This is a genomic window from Ruegeria sp. (assembly GCF_965199275.1).
Taxonomy (GTDB): Bacteria; Pseudomonadota; Alphaproteobacteria; order Rhodobacterales; family Rhodobacteraceae; genus Ruegeria.
On sequence record NZ_CBDAQX010000008.1, the window covers coordinates 406,761 to 425,252 of the forward strand.

Sequence of the window (18,492 nt, forward strand, 5' to 3'; positions counted from 1 at the left end):
CAAACGCATTATTCCTGTTCGACCGGAGTGTCCTGACTGAAACTGTTGATCCAAGCGCCTGCCCGACGTTCCCAAAGGGAGGATATGAGCATCGCCTCCCACTCGTCTGCGCCTGGTCGCACATAATCAGCCCGATAGGACAGCAATACGATATCCGGGGTCAAAATCCGCGGGCGCTCTTCGCTCAACTTGAAATCGGCCATTGTCGGAGCCTCAGCGAACTGCCCGACATGGTCGTCCCGATTTGCAAAGCCCGAGGGGTAGACACCCAGGAAATCAGCGCTCAGAAGCGCCCTGTCAGCGCGGGCGTCGCCTGTCACCAAAGCAGACCATACCTGCTTTTCCAGCTCCAAGATCTCTGCAAGCGTCGGCGCATTTATGTTCTCAGTCATCATGCCATCACCCTGCTGCCCGAGGCCTGCGCCGTCAACCAAATCCGAAAATGTAAATCTTTTTCATATCGACCCCTTGCAACCCCGAAAGCGCTCCCCATCTAGATCATGTGAAAGGAATTTACATCAACCCCAGGAGAGACCACATGACCGCATTGTCCGAACCCGCCGCACCCGCAAATCCGGGGTGGCTCTATCGTGCCGAGGCTTGGATGGACGACAAAGGCAAAGGCGCCTGGATCGCCGCCATGGTTCTTGGGTTCATCTTCTTCTGGCCCGTGGGCCTCGCCCTTCTGGCCTATATGATCTGGAGCAAACGCATGTTCAGCAAGTCCTGCACCCGCCGCAAATCCTGGCACAGTCACATGAGCGCAATGAAGCCATCAGGCAACAGCGCCTTCGACGCCTACAAGGCCGACACCCTAGCCCGTCTGGAGCGTGAACAGCAGGATTTCGAAGCCTTCCTGCGCCGCCTGCGCGAAGCCAAGGACAAAGCCGAGTTCGACCAGTTCATGGATGAACGCGCCCGTGAAAACCACGAAGACGACGCCAAAGGCGAACCGGCCTGAATTGACTTGCCCTGTCCTGACCATTCGGGACAGGGTAACACGACCTACCCTTTCGGAAACCAGACCATGAACCACCTGCCCGATCCCGATACTCAACCCGAGTTCTACCAATCCGTTGCAACCAAGCGCTTTGTCGCATGGTTGTTCGACATCGCTTTTATCTCACTTCTGTGCATCGTCCCCGTCTTCCTGACGCTCGGGGCCGGACTGTTCTTTTTGCCGCTGATCTATGCCGTGATCAGCTTTGTCTACCGGGTCATCACGATCTCGAACGGGTCTGCCACGCTTGGCATGCGGTTCATGGGGATCGAGCTGCGCGACGCATTCGGCGAACGGATGGATATGGGCAAAGCGGTGGCCCACACGGCCGGATACTTCCTCAGCATGGCGTTCTTCGTGGTTCAGATCGTGTCTGTCATCATGATGCTGACCAGCGCGCGGTGCCAGGGCCTGACGGATGCATTCCTTGGCATAGTCATGATCAACCAGCGGGCCTGAACGCAACACACTTGAATCACTTGGCGGCTTGAAAATCCGTTGCTATCATCCGGTCCGAGGCTACATGGGACCTTCATGCGACACACGCTGCCAATTGCGCCACAATTCTATGTGACGGCCCCCCAGCCCTGCCCTTATCTTGAGGGCAGGATGGAGCGCAAACTCTTTACCGCTCTGCAAGGCGCAGGCGCGGATCAGTTGAACAATTCACTGTCCCAACAAGGGTTTCGCCGATCGCAAAACGTTCTCTATCGCCCATCCTGCACCGATTGCGCTGCGTGCCTTTCCGCCCGGATCGACGTCTCGGCCTTCCGCCCGACCAAAAGCCAGAAACGCGCAGCCAAACGCAATGGCTACCTTGAACGCCGCGCAACCTCGCCCTGGGCCACCGACGACCAGTACGAGCTGTTCCGTCGCTACCTCGATACCCGCCACGCCGATGGCGGCATGGCCGATATGGACGTTTTCGAATTCGCCGCGATGATCGAGGAAACCCCGATCCGCAGCCGCGTTGTGGAATATGCCGACCCCGAGACCGGAAACCTGATCGCCGTCAGTCTGACCGATGTTCTGGATGACGGCCTCAGCATGGTTTATTCTTTCTACGACCCAAACCAGCCTCAAAACTCTTTGGGCACCTACATGATCCTCGACCATATCGAGATCGCGCGTGAGGCCGGCCTGCCCTATATCTACTTAGGCTACTGGGTCCCGGGCAGTCCGAAAATGGGCTACAAAGCCAAGTTTTCCGGGCTAGAGGCCTATGTTCGGGGGCGCTGGGAGAAAATCTCCAACCCCGAGGCTTTCGCAGATGCCTCGCACCACCCTCTCGCCTCGGCCCCTATAGCCGAGCAAGTGGCAAACATCCAACTGCCTGACCGCCACCCCACTAAAGGCTGATCCTTTCATGAAACAGAGCCTGCACGCTGTCACCCTTGTGGTGCCTGACTACGATGCTGCGATCAATTTCTACACCGAAAAGCTAGACTTCACTCTTTCCAAAGATATTGATCTGGGAGGCGGAAAACGCTGGGTCCTCGTCACGCCGCCGGGTTTAGGAGAGGCCTCCTTACTGCTGGCCAAAGCCGACGGTCTTGAACAAGAAACTGCTATCGGCAACCAAACCGGGGGGCGTGTTGGGTTCTTTCTGCAAACAGATGACTTCCAACGTGTAGAAAAGCGTGCAATTTTGACCCCCTAAGCGGGGAAATCGGCGTCCAAATTTGACCCCTCCCTATGGTTGTAGACATCCTTTTCATTGAGCAGTCGATGGAGAGGCAAGCGGGATGATTTGCGTGGAAACTATTAGAAAAGTGCGTCGCTTACACCTGATCGAAAAAAAGAGCATCAAGGAAATTTGCCGTTCGCTCAATTTGAGCCGTGCAACGGTTCGAAAGATAATCCGATCGGGAGTGACGGAGTTCAAATATGAGCGCAAATCGCAGCCATACCCGGTGCTCGGGCCTTGGCGCGCGCGTCTGGATGAAACGCTTGAGGAGAACGAGGCGCTTCCGAAGAAACACCGCAAGCGGATGACCAAAATCTGGAAGGAACTCTCCGATGATGGTTTTGGCGGCGGGTATGACAGTGTTCGACGCTACACAAAGAATTGGCGCATTGCGCACGGCCGACAACAGGCGCAGGCGTTCATCCCGCTGATCTTTGATCCTGGGGAGGCGTACCAGTTCGACTGGAGTGTGGAGACGGTTTTGATGGACGGTGCACTCACGACCGTGAAGGTTGCCCATTTCAAACTTTGCCATAGCCGCATGCCATTCTCCATTGCCTATCCGCGCGAGACGCAGGAGATGGTCTTTGATGCCCACGACGAGGCCTTCAAATTCTTTGGTGGAGGCTGCATCAACGGGATCTACGATAACATGACGACCGCCGTCGATGCGATCCTGTCGGGCAAGGAAAGAAAGTTCAACAAGGCATTCTCCCGGATGTGTTCTCATCATCTGGTGAACCCGATCGCCTGTACGCGCGCGGCCGGTTGGGAGAAGGGTCAGGTTGAGAATCTGGTCAAGGAGAGCCGCGCCTATAGTTTTACACCGCGTCTGGAGGTGGCCGACTTCGATGAATTGAATGCCCGGCTGCAAAAAGACGCGATCAAACGCGCAAAAGAACTGCGGCATCCGGAAAACCTGGAGGTGACGGTCTGGGAGGAGTTCCAGCAGGAAAAGCCGCTGCTGACGCATCTGCAGAAGCCCTTCGTCGGGTTCCGTGAAAAGACGGTCGCCGTGAGCCGAACCTGCCTGATCAACTTCGAAAGAAACAAATACAGCGTTGAGGCAAGAGCTGTTGGACGTCAGGTCCAGTTGCAGGTCTACGCCACGCGGATTGTCCTGCGCCAAGACGGTGAGATTGTCGGAGAGCACGAACGGTGCTTCGGCCGAGGAAAAACGATCTTCAACCCTTGGCACTATGTGCCCGTCCTCAAGCGCAAGCCTGGCGCTCTGCGCAATGGAGCACCGTTCCGTGACTGGGACCTACCACCGGCAATGACGCAGATCTGGACCCATCTGCGGGGCACATCCGACGGAGACCGGCAACTTGCCGATATTCTTTTCGCTGCTTACCAGCACGACATTGATGTGGTCGAGGCTGCCTGCGAAGAAGCTCTAAAATCTGGCCTGCGCAAGGCCGATGCGATCCTGAACATTGTCTCTCGGCGCACCAATCCCCCGCCGCCAAAGGCGATTGAGCCGCCTGCCCACCTGCAGCTGAAAATGGCACCGATCGCGGATTGCGCTCGCTATGACAGGCTTGGAGGCTCCCATGCAACTGCGTAAGGAAATTCTCGAACTTGCCCGTCAACTGAAGTTGCCAGGCATCGTCAACTGCTTTGACGAAGTGATGCAGGCCGCAGCCAAAAACAACTGGCGGCCCCAACAGGTCGTGGCCGAACTCCTCACGGCCGAACTGGCCGAAAAGACTGCGCGCTCGATCCGGTATCAGATGGGTGCCGCAAAGTTCCCGGTCTGCAAGTCCTTACCTGAGTTCGACTTCACGGTCAGCCCCGTCAACGAGGAAGTCGTGCGCAATCTTCATGACGGCGATTTTATGGACCAGGCCAGGAATGGCGTGCTGGTCGGTGGAACCGGATCGGGCAAAACGCATCTCGCAACAGCGATCGGGGGCCACGCGGTCAATAACCGCCGGCGGGTCAGGTTCTTCAGCGCTGTGGATCTCGCGAACAAGCTGGAGGCTGAACATCGCGAAGGCAACGCCGGGCGGCTCAGCGAGCAGCTGATCCGCGTCGACCTCGTGATTATAGACGAACTCGGTTATCTGCCGTTCGCAGAGTCTGGTGGACGATTACTCTTCCATCTCCTGACTTCCGACATTTTTTCGTATAAGTCATTGATATTATTATGCCTTGGTTGCCAAAAGGCACTACACGGACTTTTTTCGCCAGCGATTGTTTCGGAGTGTTGAGGGAGCTCAGGCTTTGGTCTGGCCAGTTTTTCGGGTGCGCCCGGGGGGTATCTTGAAAGGGGCTTCGTTCCAGGTCAGGCCGACGCAGGTGAGGATGCGTCTGGCATCGACCGTGGCATGGCTTGGCATGCCGTAGCGGTCAGGGGTGCCTTTGTGGCGCAGGATCGAGAGCTGCAATGCGTTCAACTCGTTGCGGATACGAGCCGGGCTCATCGGGTGTCCGAGCAGGTCCAGATGCTTGCGCAGGTGCTGCAGGCAGCAGAAGGCCATGTAGCAGATGGCGATATGGGCCCGGACCCGACGCGGCGACCAGTGATAGATGGGCCGGATTTTCAGATCGTGCTTGTTGGTGCGGAAGCAGGCTTCGATCTCCCACAACTGGTGATAGCGGGCAATGACGTCCTGTGCCTCCAGTTCGTCCGCACCATGAACAACAATGGCATGCAGCCCGTCCCATTGTGCCGCTGCCTTGATCTTTGCATCATCCAGCGTGACGTCCCCGCTGTCGGGGAAGGCCAGGAAGCGGCCATATCCCCGGCTGCTGAAGCTGCCGGGTTTGCGAGAGCGCTTGAGCTTCTTGTGCAGCTTTTCGATTGCCTTGTCGCGCTTGTGGGCATCATTGCGTGCCCGGGTGGGTGACCAGGTCACAATGACCCGCGCTCCCTCCTGGTCGATCACCTTGTACCAGCCCTTCTCGGTTGCCTCTTCAGAACCGTGTCCAGCCCAAGGCTGGCGTCCCTCCGGGCTCAAAATGTTCGCCTTCACGGCGGCCGGGGCGGACTTCATGCGATAGCCGAGGATGTAGGGCAGACCCTTGTTCTGCAACATCTGCTGGTTGTCCTTGCTGAGCATGGCGGCATCGGCCACGAACGTGACCCTGGCCACGTCGAAGCGTCCCTCCAACGCCTTCAGCGCAGCTTCCAGCGTATGACCTTCCCAGGTGTTTCCCGGGAAGAGTTCATAGCCCACAGGCAGCCCATCGGAGGTGACGATCAGCGCCAGCATGACCTGAGCGCGGTGATGCTTGCCATCCTTGCTGAAGCCCTTGGCCAGAAGATGATCCTGCTCGACCCCGTCCGCATCCTCGGCCGGGTCCTCGCGCTCGGTGTCAAAGGCCAGGGTCGTGCAATCGTAGAACAGCACGGTCACTGGCCCGCCCAGCAACTTCTCTGCCGCCGCGTGAGAGGTTTTGCAAATCCCGTCTATCACCGGCGTATTGATGTAATCCATGCTCCGATAGACCACGTCCAGATTGAGCGTGATGCCTGCCTGGTTCTCCAACGCCTCCACGGTCGCGCGCTTGCTCTCGGGCTGTGCGATCCGCGCCATAACCAGCTCTTTCACAATGCGATTGGCACTTTTACGCGCCGCCCCCAGAAGGGCCCCCCAACCCAGTTGGTCATACATCGTCCCCATGACATCCCGCAGACCCAGAGAGACCCGCGCCTCCTCACGGCACTCGGCAAGATCAACGCCAAGCTTGTCCGGCCGCGGAGCGCGGCGCACCAGCGCCTGCAGATCGGCATATTCCGTGGGCGTGAACAGTTCCATTTGCGGCGAGCGATCAATGCGTAATTGCTCCATCAAGCGGCCCGCCAGACGCTTGATATCCTCAATCTCGCTGTCGTTATGGGCCACACCCACATGGCGCAGGATCTTCTGGCGTACCTTGGAGCCGGTGCGGACGGATTCAACGATCTGGATCCGTGTGCGGTTGAGCTTTGCGTCATGTTTGGTGCGGATGAACATGGGCGAAGAGGTTAGCCATCTGAAGGCCCATGTCAATACTTTTTATAATAATGGGGCACTACAACGCGCCTCTGAGCAACCACACCTGAAAACAAACCAAAAACCCAGTCAGATCAACAAAAAGGTCGGAAGTCAGGTCGTGCGCAATCTTCATGACGGCGATTTTATGGACCAGGCCAGGAATGGCGTGCTGGTCGGTGGAACCGGATCGGGCAAAACGCATCTCGCAACAGCGATCGGGGGCCACGCGGTCAATAACCGCCGGCGGGTCAGGTTCTTCAGCGCTGTGGATCTCGCGAACAAGCTGGAGGCTGAACATCGCGAAGGCAACGCCGGGCGGCTCAGCGAGCAGCTGATCCGCGTCGACCTCGTGATTATAGACGAACTCGGTTATCTGCCGTTCGCAGAGTCTGGTGGACGATTACTCTTCCATCTCATCAGCAAACTGTACGAGCGAACGTCTATTCTGCTAACAACCAACCTCGCATTTGCTGAATGGCCGAGTGTGTTCACAGATGCCAAAATGACCACTGCTCTCCTGGATCGACTGACACACCATTGCGATATCATCGAAACCGGGAACGAAAGCTGGCGAATTAACCACCGCGACTAACCTCGAAATCGGGGAATAAATTCAAAACAGACAGCAGGTCAAACCTTCAGTCGAGCTACGCTCTCTTTTCGGTTTGACCTGCTGTCCACCCCCTCCTGAATCAACCTAAACACGACCCCCTCAACGCCCCTCTTAGCTCCAAGGGGGGTCAAATTTGGACGCCGATGGGGGGTCATTATTCAATGCCGATTGACAACTGCGATCTTCACCAATCTTATGCATCGCGCCGCATCCGCACGGACATTCAACACTGTCAGGTTCGATCACCTGTTCGATCCGCGGCAGATCTTCAGGCAGATTGCCGATATTGCGCTCAGGCGCTTTCCTGGGCTTTGCCTTTTTCTCTTTGTCACAGGATTGAGTGGCTGCCTCGCTTGAGGCCTCCGCCTCGCTGAGCGCAACTTCAAGATCTTCGGCCCCGAGATTACGCTCGTCCTGAGTTAGTTTTTCCGATTTCTTGCCGTAAAGCGCCCGCTTCAATTCCGCAATCAGGCTTTCATAACGAAGGATCAAAGCGTTTTGCTCTGCAATCTGTTGGTCTTGACCCGTTATCTGCCGATCTTGATCCGATATTTGCTGGGCCTGATCTGCAATGTGCGCCCCCTGATCTGATATGCAGGCGCTCTGCTTGGTTGTCAGTTCCTCCAACTCGGCAACCCGACGTGCATTGTCCTCGACAAAGGCCTGAACAGCCTCTTTATGTTCGGCGGGCAGAGCATCAAGATTGAAACCATTGGAGTCGGCAGTCATACCTGCGAGCATACACAGCCCGAACTTCTAAATCCTGCCCAATCAACCGCCTGATTCACTCTGCCGCAGTTGGCCGCCGCGTCTCGACAGGTTTGACCTTCCGCCAGTCCAGACCAGAAAAAAGCGCCTCAAACTGTGCTCTGTTCAGCGTCATCACCCCATCGCGAATAGCAGGCCAGACGAAGTCTGTATCTTCCAGACGCTTATAAGCCATAACCAGACCTGACCCATCCCAAAAAACCAGCTTCAGCCGATCCGTTCGCTTCGCGCGAAATACGAACACCGTCCCGCTGAACGGGTCTTCCCGCAGAACCGACTGCACCAGAGCACATAAGCCATCATGACCCTTGCGAAAATCCACCGGCTGTGTGCTGACCAGAATGCGCAACTTCTGTGCAGGGAAAATCATTCAACAACCCCAACCGCTCGGGCAATCTCGGCAATTCGCTGTGCCGATGTATCGGTGCCCAAATTGATCGACACCCCGCGGAAAACGATCTCGACCTTTTCCGCTGGTGACGATGGCGGGCGAACCTGCGGCTGAACACTTGCCTCATCACCGTCACAAAGAACCACGGGCGCAAACTCAACATGTTCATCAGGCTCCGGAGCTGGAAGCACCAGTTTCCCATCTTTTGCCAGACAACGCCATTCCGACAATCGGTTCGCATTGACCCCGAATTTACCAGCCACAGCTTTTACCGTCGCCCCCGGCTTCAAAGTCTCGGCAACAATGTATGCCTTCGCATCATGCGACCATCGGCGACGGCCATCAACTTGATACTCAACGCCCAACGAGCGGAGGAACTCCGTCATCGACTCCATGGAGAAAATCCTTATCCCTGTTACGATAAGGAAAATCTGACAGCGCAGGGGCTAGCGCGCGAGGCAAAAAATGGGTGAGCACCTCGTTACGCTTACGCATGATCCCGTTCATCCGGCCGAAGATAACTCTTTTAAAGTCCGCGCAAGCTCTTCGCCTTAAACCTAAAATAAGAAAGTAAAAGGGGGCCTTCCAGGCCCCCTTTTTCATTTGGACTACACTCAGTGATCAGTTCGGAATCAGATCCGGCACGATGGTCACAATGGTCGGGAAGAACCATAGGATCGCAATACCGACGACCTGAATGATCACGAACGGTACGACGCCACGATAGATATGGCCCGTCGTCACCTCTTTCGGGGCGACCCCTCGCAGGTAGAACAAGGCGAACCCGAAGGGCGGCGTCAGGAACGAGGTCTGCAGGTTCACCGCCACCATGATGGTCACCCATTTCGGATCGAACGACCCGCCATAGATCACAGGCCCAACAATCGGGATCACGATGTAGATGATCTCAAGGAAGTCCAGCACAAAGCCCAGAATGAACAGCACCAGCATCACGATCAGGAAGACCGTGAACTCGTTGTCGAAGCTGCGCAGGAACTGCTGGATGTAATGCTCACCCCCGAAGGAGATCACCACAAGGTTCAGCAACTGCGACCCGATCAGGATGGTAAACACCATCGAGGTCACCTTCGCCGTCTCGCGCACCACGGGCGTCAGAACCCCGCTGGAGAAAAGGACCCAGCAGCCGAACAACAGACCGAACAACGCGTAGAGATACGTCGCATAAGCCAGAATGAAGGCGATCCAGGTCTCAACCGGGACATTGCCCTGATTGATACGCAGATCGAAATTCACCCCCATCAGCAAACAGATGATGACGGCAAAGGTCGACCAGATGATCACACTCCCGGACCGGCCCTGATCCTGCAGCTTGCGGTACGCAGCCAACATGATCGCACCACCGGCACCCAGTGCCGCAGCAGGTGTCGGATTGGTAACACCGCCAAGGATCGAACCCAGCACCGCGATGATCAGAACCAGCGGCGGGAACACAACTCGGATCAGATCGTTGGTGGCACAACGCGCGGCAGCCTCCTTACAGCCGTAGATCGCGATGGCGAAGGGAATCGCCAGCAACACGAATGTCGCCCCGGATGAGGTTGTTGGCTGGATGAAGAGAATATCCACCAACAGCATCAACAACAGGCCAATCGCCCCAACGATCAGAGGTTGCGGCGAGCGCGACGGCGCGATGCCACGACCCAGAACCAAGGTCAGCGCCAGCAGCACCACCACAATCGAAACGCCAGTTCCGATCGGAGCCGCATTTGCGATCTTGGCGTCACGGGCGGCGGCGAGTTCTTCCTCGCTCAGGCGCTCGGCGCTGGCAACACCACCGGCGGCGTCGATTGCCTCTTGCTCGGCCACGGCCTGATCCCAGGCGGATTGGCCATGCAGATCGATCATCGAGGCCTGACACTCAGCCGAGACATTCGTGCGCAAAGACGCACCCTGCCCCACATCCGAGAAGGCCGAGACCGAGATGTTCTGGCTACCGATCACACCCGCGCTGCCCAAAAGCACCGCACCCACGATGATCGCAACCGGCGCACCCAGCAGCCAGGTCAGACCCTCAGAGCGGGTGATCGTCTCACCAGAGCCACCCGACAGCTCAACCGCCGGAGCTTTGTCCGGGTTCAGCAGTGCATAACCGAAGGCATAAAGCGCGTAGAGCAGCGCCAGCATGATCCCCGGTAACAAAGCCGCTTGGAACAAGGTTCCAACCGAGACCACCGCAGGTTCCCCCAAAAAGGTCAGCGCATCGGTACAGCCCGCCTCGACCGCACGCTCTTCCTGTGCCGTCGAATAAAGGTCACCCGCCAGCGTACCCAGAAGAACAATCACGATCGAGGGTGGGATGATTTGCCCAAGTGTCCCCGAGGCCGCGATCACACCTGTCGCCAACTCGGGCGAGTAGTTGTTTCGCAACATAGTCGGCAGCGCCAAAAGGCCCATGGTCACCACGGTCGCACCAACAATCCCGGTCGAGGCGGCCAGAAACGCACCCACGACAACAATCGACACGGCCAGACCACCGGGCAGCGGGCCAAAGACACGGGCCATCGTTGTCAGCAGGTCATTGGCGATCTTGGAACGCTCCAGCGTGATTCCCATCAGAACGAACATCAACACGGCCAGAAGGGTTTCAATCGACTGACCGGCCAGAACCCGTTCGTTCATGCGGTTCACGATGAAGGAAACATTCCGGTCCAGCGCGGTTTCCCAACCTGAGGGGAAGACCGGCTCGCCTATCCTTGGTAGGTCCGGGTATCGGAAAACCGAGACCGTATCGGGTTTCACCCCGGAATTCACTAGGTCTCGATAAGCTTGTGAGCCAGTGTCAATCGCCTGGTGGATAAGCAGTCCAGCGCTGTCCAGCGCGGCGATGATCCCGAAGGAGATCACACCTGCCCCACCGATGGCGAAGGCCACCGGGAAGCCTGAAAGAATGCCTCCGAAAAGGCAAAAGAATACGATAATGAGGCCTATCTCGACGCCATCAAGTCCGAATAGCATTGTCTTGGTCTCCGTCCTTAATGTGCGCCTTCGTAGGCTTCTTCACCCTCACCAAGGCTATCCTTGTCGAGGTATTTTCCCGCGCTTTCCGGCCCTTCCACGTATTCCAGATACGACCGCCACAGAAAGGCAACCGCGTGCAGGAACACCATGCCCGCAAAGATCACGAGCAGGATTTTGAACAGGAAATACGCGTTGAACCCGTTCGGGCTGAAGCCGATGGTTTCCACGTTCCAGCGCAGGGCGCGCGACTTGGCGACCAGCCTGTCCAGCGTGTCACTAGCCGAGGGTTTCGGTACGATCAGGTGCCGCCACATGAAGTACCAGCCATACATCCAGGTCAGTACGGCCATTGGCATCATGAACAACACCGCTCCACACATATCGACCACCCGCTTGGCGCGGTGGCTGATACCAGCATAGATCAGGTCAACCCGCACATGCCCGCCCTGCACGAAGGTGTAGGTGCAGCACAGACAAACGACCATCGCGTTATAGAGCTTCAGCTCTTCGGCAAACCAGCTGATGTCCTGATTGAAGGGGATACCCAGACCAAAAGACATATCGGGCCGGGCAAAGACACGCTGCATGAACACGATAACGATCTGCTGGATGACCATCAGCAAACCCGCCCAAGCAAAGAAACGCCCGGTTGTGTTGGCGAAAGCCTCCAGTCCGCGCACCATGCCCCACATCACGTTTCGGTAGTAGAGGCCGATGGCCGTAAGAACCAGAAACAGCGTGAACACCACGAAGAAGAACTCGACCGAGCCTCCGTAGTAGACAAAGCGCATGATGGATTCTTTGTCGGACCAATCCAGCCACAGCTGCGGATGCGCGATCGCATATCCAAAATTATAGAAGGCTTCGGCAATGTTCTGAATGAACCAGATCAGTCCATTCCACAGGGCGCCGAAAAACGAGATACCGTTATCGTCCTGCATGTTGTCCCCGGGTCACGTCAGTTGCACTGCAAATTATAGCGGCATGATGGGTCCGCGCATATGCAACAAGAAAGGCTCCCCCGCGATTGCGGGGAAACCGTTTGGTCAGTTCACTTGGGATTAGCCGCGAACGCGGTCGCGCTGAGCGGTGTAGGCACCCGACGACAGGTTCAGCCAGCCCGAGGACGATGCCATCGACGCCATTGCGCTGTCGTGGATCTTCTTGAACAGCTCGTCGCCCATGTTCTCGTCCAGAACCTCCTGCGAAGCCTGACCGAACGCATCCCAAACGCTGTCTGGGAATTCCATGACCTTCACGCCACCCGACTGCAGACGCTGCAGGGCTGCGCCGTTGTTGGCCAGGAACTGCGCCAGGTTCCACTGGTGCGCTTCGGCAGCTGCGATCTCGATGATCTTCTGCTGGGCCGGTGTCAGTTCGTCGAACACGTCGCGGTTGGTTGCCAGCGACAGACCTGCGCCCGGCTCGTGGAAGCCCGCGGTGTAGTAGGTCTTGGTGATTTCCTGGAAGCCCGCTTTTTCGTCCGCCCAGGGCCCAATCCACTCGGTGCCGTCAATCGCACCCGAGGACAGCGCCTGATACACTTCCGAACCCGGAATGTTCTGAACCGATGCGCCCAGTTTGCCCAGCGCCTGTCCACCCAGACCCGGCATACGGAACTTCAGACCCTGGAAATCCTCGGGGCCGTTGATCTCTTTCGAGTACCAGCCGCCTGCCTGCGCGCCGGTGTTACCGGCCAGGAAGGATTTCAGGCCGAAGATCGAGCCCAGCTCGTCATGCAGCTCCATACCGCCGTCGTGGTAGTACCAGTTCACCAGTTCCTGCGCGGTCATGCCGAACGGAACAGCGGTGAAGAAGGCATAGCCCGGGTGCTGACCCACAAAGTAGTAGTCTGCCGCGTGGTACATGTCGGCCTGACCGGACGAAACGGCGTCGAAAACTTCGAACGCGCCAACCAGCTCGCCTGCTGCTTTGATTTCAACATTCAGGCTGCCATCCGACATCGCGTTGATGCTGTCGGCGCAGCGCTGCGCGCTGTCGAACACGCCGGCCAGACCACGACCCCACGAGGTCACCATGGTCAGGGTCCGCTGACCCTGCGCATAAGCCGGTGCCGCCAGTGCGGTTGCCGCAGCTGCCGAGCCGCCCAGAGCAGATTTCTTCAGAAATGAACGACGATCCATATGAGTGTTCCTCCCCTTCATAAGTCATCACCCGGAGGTGTCCGGGCCTGTCGCTTTCAATGGATCGGAGCCTAGAGGCAGGGATATGAAAGGGAATACCTACTACTGCGTAGAAACCCGAATTTCTGCTCGTTTTTCGCAGATAAAATCGGCAAAAAAGCCAGCCATCCCATGTTCCCGAGGGCATTTATCCCCAGAAACGCTCAATCTTTTTGCATTTTCGCCGCCGCTTGCGTATCGATTCGACCATGCAAAGACTCCGACATCTGGTTTCGCTGACTTTTGCGCAGAAACTGTCTTTGGTTGCGGCCATCCCTTTGGTCGTTGCCGTCGCGGCCATTGCCTTTCTGGTTGCCTATCAGGCCCGTGCGACATCCGAGCGCGAAATTCAGGCGCTGGAGCTGCGCCTGATCGAGGCCAAGAAGGAAGAGCTGAAGAACTATGTCACACAGGCGCGCAACGGGTTTGCCTATATCTACGGGCGTGCCGAACCCGATGATGATGTCGCCAAAACTCTGGTCACACAGATCCTTTCGGCGATGATCTACGGGCAGGACGGGTTCTTCTTCGTCTATGATTACGACGGCACGAACCTGGTCAGCCCCCGCCAGACCCAGTTCATCAACCGCAATTGGGACGGTCTGACCGACAGCGACGGTACTCCGGTCGTGGATGAGTTCATCCGTCTCGCACGCCAAGGCGCAGGCTGGCACAGTTTCATGTGGGAAAAGCCTTCGACCGGGGAAGAGGCGCAGATGATCGCCTATGTTGTGGGCCTGCAGGATTGGCGTTGGGCCGTGGGCACCGGTGTCTTCATCGACGACATATTGGCCACCGTCGCCAATGCCCGCGCCGAGGTCGAGGACCGGGTCCAGCGCACCTTCATGTATATCGGCGCCATCGTTGTGGCCTCGGTTCTGATTGTCTTCGCCTCGGGCATGTTGCTGAACATACGCGAGCGTCGGCTTGCAGATGCCAAGCTGAAAGAGCTAACCCAGCGGGTCTTCGACGCCCAAGAAGAAGAACGCGGCCGCGTCGCGCGCGAGCTGCATGACGGGATCAGCCAGATTCTTGTCGGTGTCCGCTATGCGCTAGACAATGCGCGAAGGCGCTTGTCCCGAGGCGACGACGCCGGCGCGCAGGCCCCATTGGACAAGGGCATTGATCACCTTGGCACGGCGATCACCGAAGTGCGCCGCATCAGCCGCGACCTGCGCCCTGGCGTGCTGGATGATCTGGGCCTCGGCCCGGCTCTCAAGGCGCTGACCGATGACTTCCGCGAGCGCACCGGGATCGAAACCGAGTTTTCGACCGTTGTCTTCCGCAACCGGCTCGATCAGGACAGCAAGATCGCCCTCTACCGCATCGCTCAAGAAGCTTTGACCAATATTGAGCGCCACGCAGACGCCTCGCATGTTACAATCGACCTGCGCGGGCACAAGAAAGGCGCGACTATGCGGATCACTGATGACGGGCGCGGTCTGCGCTCTGAACCAGATCAGATCGGCACCGGCATCGGGCTACGCAACATGCAGGAACGGATCGAACAGCTTGACGGCACGTTGCGTATTCTGTCATCACGCGGTCCGCACGGGGGCACGGTGATCGAAGTCAGCCTGCCCCTCAGCCACCTGCTGCCGCCGCAGGAAGACGCAACACCGAACCGAAAGGCCGGGACATGACCATCCGAGTCCTCATCGTTGACGATCACCCCATGGTAGCCGAGGGCATCCAGTCGATCCTCGAAAGCTATGATGAGATCGAGGTCGTCGGCACTCTGGGCAGCGGTCAAGCCGCCGTTGATCACGCGGCCGAGTTGAGGCCCGACGTGATCCTCATGGACCTCAACATGCCCGGCCTCGGCGGCCTGAGCGCGACCGAACTGATCCTCGAACGCCTGCCCGAGACCCGCATTCTGATCTTGTCGATGCATGACAGCCCCGAATACATCTCGACTGCGCTCAGCCACGGGGCCAAAGGATATGTGCTGAAAGACGTCCCCACGGATGAGATCAAAGAGGCGATTGATGCCGTGATGAAGGGCGAGCAATATCTATGCACCGGCGCCAGCGGGTCCTTGAAGCCCAAAGGCGACAGCGCCCGCGAAGCCCTTACCGGGCGCGAACAGACCATCCTTTTGGAACTGGCGCAGGGCAAATCCAATAAGGAAGTCGCTCAGGCGCTCGATATCTCGGTCCGGACGGTCGAAACCCACCGCAAAAACATCAAACGCAAACTGGGCATCTCCTCAACAGCGGGCCTGACCCGCTATGCGCTGGAACATGGCGTGTTACAGGGTACCGGCGTCGGCTTCTGAGCCACCCGCAGCGCGGCACGCGCTGCCCGGCCCAACCAGAGGAGGCGCGCCGCAGGCGCTTTGACGATGGGCGGGAGGGTTACCCGCGCGGCCTGATATCCTCACCGAAAAAGATCAATGTCCCATCCTCGTCAATGACGTGAAACTCGCGTTGCTGATAGGGCTGATCAAACGGAGGGCGCACACGTCCGTCGGGCAGATCTTCCAAACCCGGTTTGAGGCTGTCATACAGCGCATCAACCCCCTCGACATCTATGTAAAAGGACTGCTCTTCACCCAGCAGCTTGCCATCGTCTCGCGGCGGGCATTCCAGCAGCCGAATAGCCACCGGTCCGCGCGAAAGAAAAGCATAATTGTCCTGTTGAAACCCGCAGCTGAATCCCAAACGGTCGCAATAGAAATCAATCTGGTTCTGCAACGACGAACACAAAACAAACGGAGTGAGTTGCAATATACTTGCCATGCCAAAGCCCTCTCTGAATGGGCCCTAGCCTACCTTTGCCGGCAACTCAGTCCAACAATTCATCGGCCCGGCGGCCCTCACGCGCGTAGTGATGCGGTAAAACCCGGCCATAGAGCTGCCGCGTCCTCTCAACCCCGCCGCACATGCCTTCGGTATCCACAAACGAGAAGATGCCAACATAGCGCTTGCGCGCGCCTTCAACCGGCGCAACTCGGTGCAGGGCATAGCGACCTTGGAATATTTGCACCTGACTTCCGACCTTTTTGTTGATCTGACTGGGTTTTTGGTTTGTTTTCAGGTGTGGTTGCTCAGAGGCGCGTTGTAGTGCCCCATTATTATAAAAAGTATTGACATGGGCCTTCAGATGGCTAACCTCTTCGCCCATGTTCATCCGCACCAAACATGACGCAAAGCTCAACCGCACACGGATCCAGATCGTTGAATCCGTCCGCACCGGCTCCAAGGTACGCCAGAAGATCCTGCGCCATGTGGGTGTGGCCCATAACGACAGCGAGATTGAGGATATCAAGCGTCTGGCGGGCCGCTTGATGGAGCAATTACGCATTGATCGCTCGCCGCAAATGGAACTGTTCACGCCCACGGAATATGCCGATCTGCAGGCGCTGGTGCGCCGCGCTCCGCGGCCGGACAAGCTTGGCGTTGATCTTGCCGAGTGCCGTGAGGAGGCGCGGGTCTCTCTGGGTCTGCGGGATGTCATGGGGACGATGTATGACCAACTGGGTTGGGGGGCCCTTCTGGGGGCGGCGCGTAAAAGTGCCAATCGCATTGTGAAAGAGCTGGTTATGGCGCGGATCGCACAGCCCGAGAGCAAGCGCGCGACCGTGGAGGCGTTGGAGAACCAGGCAGGCATCACGCTCAATCTGGACGTGGTCTATCGGAGCATGGATTACATCAATACGCCGGTGATAGACGGGATTTGCAAAACCTCTCACGCGGCGGCAGAGAAGTTGCTGGGCGGGCCAGTGACCGTGCTGTTCTACGATTGCACGACCCTGGCCTTTGACACCGAGCGCGAGGACCCGGCCGAGGATGCGGACGGGGTCGAGCAGGATCATCTTCTGGCCAAGGGCTTCAGCAAGGATGGCAAGCATCACCGCGCTCAGGTCATGCTGGCGCTGATCGTCACCTCCGATGGGCTGCCTGTGGGCTATGAACTCTTCCCGGGAAACACCTGGGAAGGTCATACGCTGGAAGCTGCGCTGAAGGCGTTGGAGGGACGCTTCGACGTGGCCAGGGTCACGTTCGTGGCCGATGCCGCCATGCTCAGCAAGGACAACCAGCAGATGTTGCAGAACAAGGGTCTGCCCTACATCCTCGGCTATCGCATGAAGTCCGCCCCGGCCGCCGTGAAGGCGAACATTTTGAGCCCGGAGGGACGCCAGCCTTGGGCTGGACACGGTTCTGAAGAGGCAACCGAGAAGGGCTGGTACAAGGTGATCGACCAGGAGGGAGCGCGGGTCATTGTGACCTGGTCACCCACCCGGGCACGCAATGATGCCCACAAGCGCGACAAGGCAATCGAAAAGCTGCACAAGAAGCTCAAGCGCTCTCGCAAACCCGGCAGCTTCAGCAGCCGGGGATATGGCCGCTTCCTGGCCTTCCCCGACAGCGGGGACGTCACGCTGGATGATGCAAAGATCAAGGCAGCGGCACAATGGGACGGGCTGCATGCCATTGTTGTTCATGGTGCGGACGAACTGGAGGCACAGGACGTCATTGCCCGCTATCACCAGTTGTGGGAGATCGAAGCCTGCTTCCGCACCAACAAGCACGATCTGAAAATCCGGCCCATCTATCACTGGTCGCCGCGTCGGGTCCGGGCCCATATCGCCATCTGCTACATGGCCTTCTGCTGCCTGCAGCACCTGCGCAAGCATCTGGACCTGCTCGGACACCCGATGAGCCCGGCTCGTATCCGCAACGAGTTGAACGCATTGCAGCTCTCGATCCTGCGCCACAAAGGCACCCCTGACCGCTACGGCATGCCAAGCCATGCCACGGTCGATGCCAGACGCATCCTCACCTGCGTCGGCCTGACCTGGAACGAAGCCCCTTTCAAGATACCCCCCGGGCGCACCCGAAAAACTGGCCAGACCAAAGCCTGAGCTCCCTCAACACTCCGAAAC

19 protein-coding genes and 1 pseudogene are annotated in these 18,492 nt (G+C 57.9%); 10 read left to right on the top strand and 10 right to left on the bottom strand.

Annotated elements, in window-relative coordinates; translation table 11 throughout:
- Nucleotides 1–8: 8 nt before the first annotated feature.
- Complete coding sequence (locus tag ACOERD_RS04220; RefSeq protein WP_419738151.1) at nt 9–434, bottom strand: DUF4440 domain-containing protein; 426 nt, start codon at nt 432–434, stop codon at nt 9–11.
- A gap of 104 nt (nt 435–538) precedes the next feature.
- Here ACOERD_RS04220 and ACOERD_RS04225 point away from each other — a divergent pair, with 104 nt between their 5' ends.
- The 6 genes from ACOERD_RS04225 to ACOERD_RS04250 all read left to right on the top strand — a co-directional run bounded on the left by ACOERD_RS04225 (nt 539) and on the right by ACOERD_RS04250 (nt 4,900).
- Nucleotides 539–961 (top strand): DUF2852 domain-containing protein, encoded by a 423-nt coding sequence (locus ACOERD_RS04225; protein WP_419738152.1) that lies wholly within the window; start codon nt 539–541, stop codon nt 959–961.
- A gap of 66 nt (nt 962–1,027) precedes the next feature.
- Nucleotides 1,028–1,459, top strand: a complete 432-nt coding sequence (locus ACOERD_RS04230; protein ID WP_419738153.1) for an RDD family protein — start codon at nt 1,028–1,030, stop codon at nt 1,457–1,459.
- Nucleotides 1,460–1,534: 75 nt separating this feature from the next.
- A complete protein-coding gene (locus ACOERD_RS04235) occupies nt 1,535–2,359 on the top strand; it encodes an arginyltransferase (RefSeq protein ID WP_170676309.1) in 825 nt (274 codons plus the stop codon).
- A gap of 7 nt (nt 2,360–2,366) precedes the next feature.
- Entirely contained in the window at nt 2,367–2,660 is a 294-nt protein-coding gene (locus tag ACOERD_RS04240) for a VOC family protein (protein ID WP_419738154.1), read from the top strand.
- 85 nt (nt 2,661–2,745) lie between these two features.
- The gene (gene istA / locus ACOERD_RS04245) at nt 2,746–4,254 is read left to right on the top strand and encodes an IS21 family transposase (protein ID WP_419737605.1); all 1,509 of its coding nucleotides are present in this window, start codon (nt 2,746–2,748) and stop codon (nt 4,252–4,254) included.
- Nucleotides 4,241–4,900: an ATP-binding protein gene (locus tag ACOERD_RS04250; protein WP_419737964.1), complete on the top strand. Its 660-nt coding sequence runs from the start codon at nt 4,241–4,243 to the stop codon at nt 4,898–4,900. Before istA ends, ACOERD_RS04250 begins: the two co-directional genes overlap by 14 nt.
- A gap of 6 nt (nt 4,901–4,906) precedes the next feature.
- Here the strand turns inward: ACOERD_RS04250 and ACOERD_RS04255 are convergent, their stop codons facing one another.
- Nucleotides 4,907–6,649 carry an IS1634 family transposase gene (locus tag ACOERD_RS04255; RefSeq protein WP_419737624.1) on the bottom strand — a complete coding sequence of 581 codons (1,743 nt, stop codon included), beginning with the start codon at nt 6,647–6,649 and terminating at the stop codon, nt 4,907–4,909.
- A 115-nt stretch (nt 6,650–6,764) separates the two neighbouring features.
- Here ACOERD_RS04255 and istB point away from each other — a divergent pair.
- A pseudogene (gene istB, locus ACOERD_RS04260) lies at nt 6,765–7,262 on the top strand (IS21-like element helper ATPase IstB); the annotation flags it as partial.
- Nucleotides 7,263–7,394: 132 nt separating this feature from the next.
- Here the strand turns inward: istB and ACOERD_RS04265 are convergent.
- From ACOERD_RS04265 to ACOERD_RS04290, 6 genes are all read right to left on the bottom strand, one after another.
- Nucleotides 7,395–8,012 carry a hypothetical protein gene (locus tag ACOERD_RS04265; RefSeq protein ID WP_419737607.1) on the bottom strand — a complete coding sequence of 206 codons (618 nt, stop codon included), beginning with the start codon at nt 8,010–8,012 and terminating at the stop codon, nt 7,395–7,397.
- 55 nt (nt 8,013–8,067) lie between these two features.
- Nucleotides 8,068–8,421 carry an IS66 family insertion sequence element accessory protein TnpB gene (gene tnpB, locus ACOERD_RS04270; protein ID WP_419737608.1) on the bottom strand — a complete coding sequence of 118 codons (354 nt, stop codon included), beginning with the start codon at nt 8,419–8,421 and terminating at the stop codon, nt 8,068–8,070.
- On the bottom strand, nt 8,418–8,828 hold the full coding sequence (gene tnpA / locus ACOERD_RS04275) for an IS66-like element accessory protein TnpA (RefSeq protein WP_419737609.1): 411 nt from the start codon (nt 8,826–8,828) through the stop codon (nt 8,418–8,420). The genes tnpB and tnpA overlap by 4 nt, the downstream gene beginning before the upstream one ends.
- 235 nt (nt 8,829–9,063) lie before the next feature.
- Nucleotides 9,064–11,418 carry a TRAP transporter large permease subunit gene (locus ACOERD_RS04280; protein ID WP_170640715.1) on the bottom strand — a complete coding sequence of 785 codons (2,355 nt, stop codon included), beginning with the start codon at nt 11,416–11,418 and terminating at the stop codon, nt 9,064–9,066.
- 17 nt (nt 11,419–11,435) lie between these two features.
- The gene (locus tag ACOERD_RS04285) at nt 11,436–12,362 is read right to left on the bottom strand and encodes a TRAP transporter small permease subunit (protein ID WP_419738155.1); all 927 of its coding nucleotides are present in this window, start codon (nt 12,360–12,362) and stop codon (nt 11,436–11,438) included.
- Nucleotides 12,363–12,482: 120 nt separating this feature from the next.
- On the bottom strand, nt 12,483–13,565 hold the full coding sequence (locus tag ACOERD_RS04290) for a TRAP transporter substrate-binding protein DctP (protein WP_170373973.1): 1,083 nt from the start codon (nt 13,563–13,565) through the stop codon (nt 12,483–12,485).
- A gap of 248 nt (nt 13,566–13,813) precedes the next feature.
- On the opposite strand from ACOERD_RS04290, the gene ACOERD_RS04295 reads away from it, so the two are divergent.
- Both ACOERD_RS04295 and ACOERD_RS04300 read left to right on the top strand, forming a co-directional pair.
- Complete coding sequence (locus tag ACOERD_RS04295) at nt 13,814–15,247, top strand: cache domain-containing protein (RefSeq protein WP_419738156.1); 1,434 nt, start codon at nt 13,814–13,816, stop codon at nt 15,245–15,247.
- A complete protein-coding gene (locus tag ACOERD_RS04300) occupies nt 15,244–15,882 on the top strand; it encodes a response regulator transcription factor (protein WP_419738157.1) in 639 nt (212 codons plus the stop codon). Before ACOERD_RS04295 ends, ACOERD_RS04300 begins: the two co-directional genes overlap by 4 nt.
- Before the next feature lie 79 nt (nt 15,883–15,961).
- On the opposite strand, the gene ACOERD_RS04305 is transcribed toward ACOERD_RS04300, so the two are convergent.
- Both ACOERD_RS04305 and ACOERD_RS04310 read right to left on the bottom strand, forming a co-directional pair.
- The gene (locus ACOERD_RS04305; RefSeq protein ID WP_419738158.1) at nt 15,962–16,345 is read right to left on the bottom strand and encodes a bleomycin resistance protein; all 384 of its coding nucleotides are present in this window, start codon (nt 16,343–16,345) and stop codon (nt 15,962–15,964) included.
- 46 nt (nt 16,346–16,391) lie between these two features.
- Entirely contained in the window at nt 16,392–16,736 is a 345-nt protein-coding gene (locus ACOERD_RS04310) for a hypothetical protein (RefSeq protein ID WP_419738159.1), read from the bottom strand.
- Between ACOERD_RS04310 and ACOERD_RS04315 the strand changes: the two genes are divergently transcribed.
- Nucleotides 16,729–18,471, top strand: a complete 1,743-nt coding sequence (locus tag ACOERD_RS04315; protein WP_419737624.1) for an IS1634 family transposase — start codon at nt 16,729–16,731, stop codon at nt 18,469–18,471. The genes ACOERD_RS04310 and ACOERD_RS04315 overlap by 8 nt on opposite strands.
- The last annotated feature ends 21 nt before the right edge of the window (nt 18,472–18,492 follow it).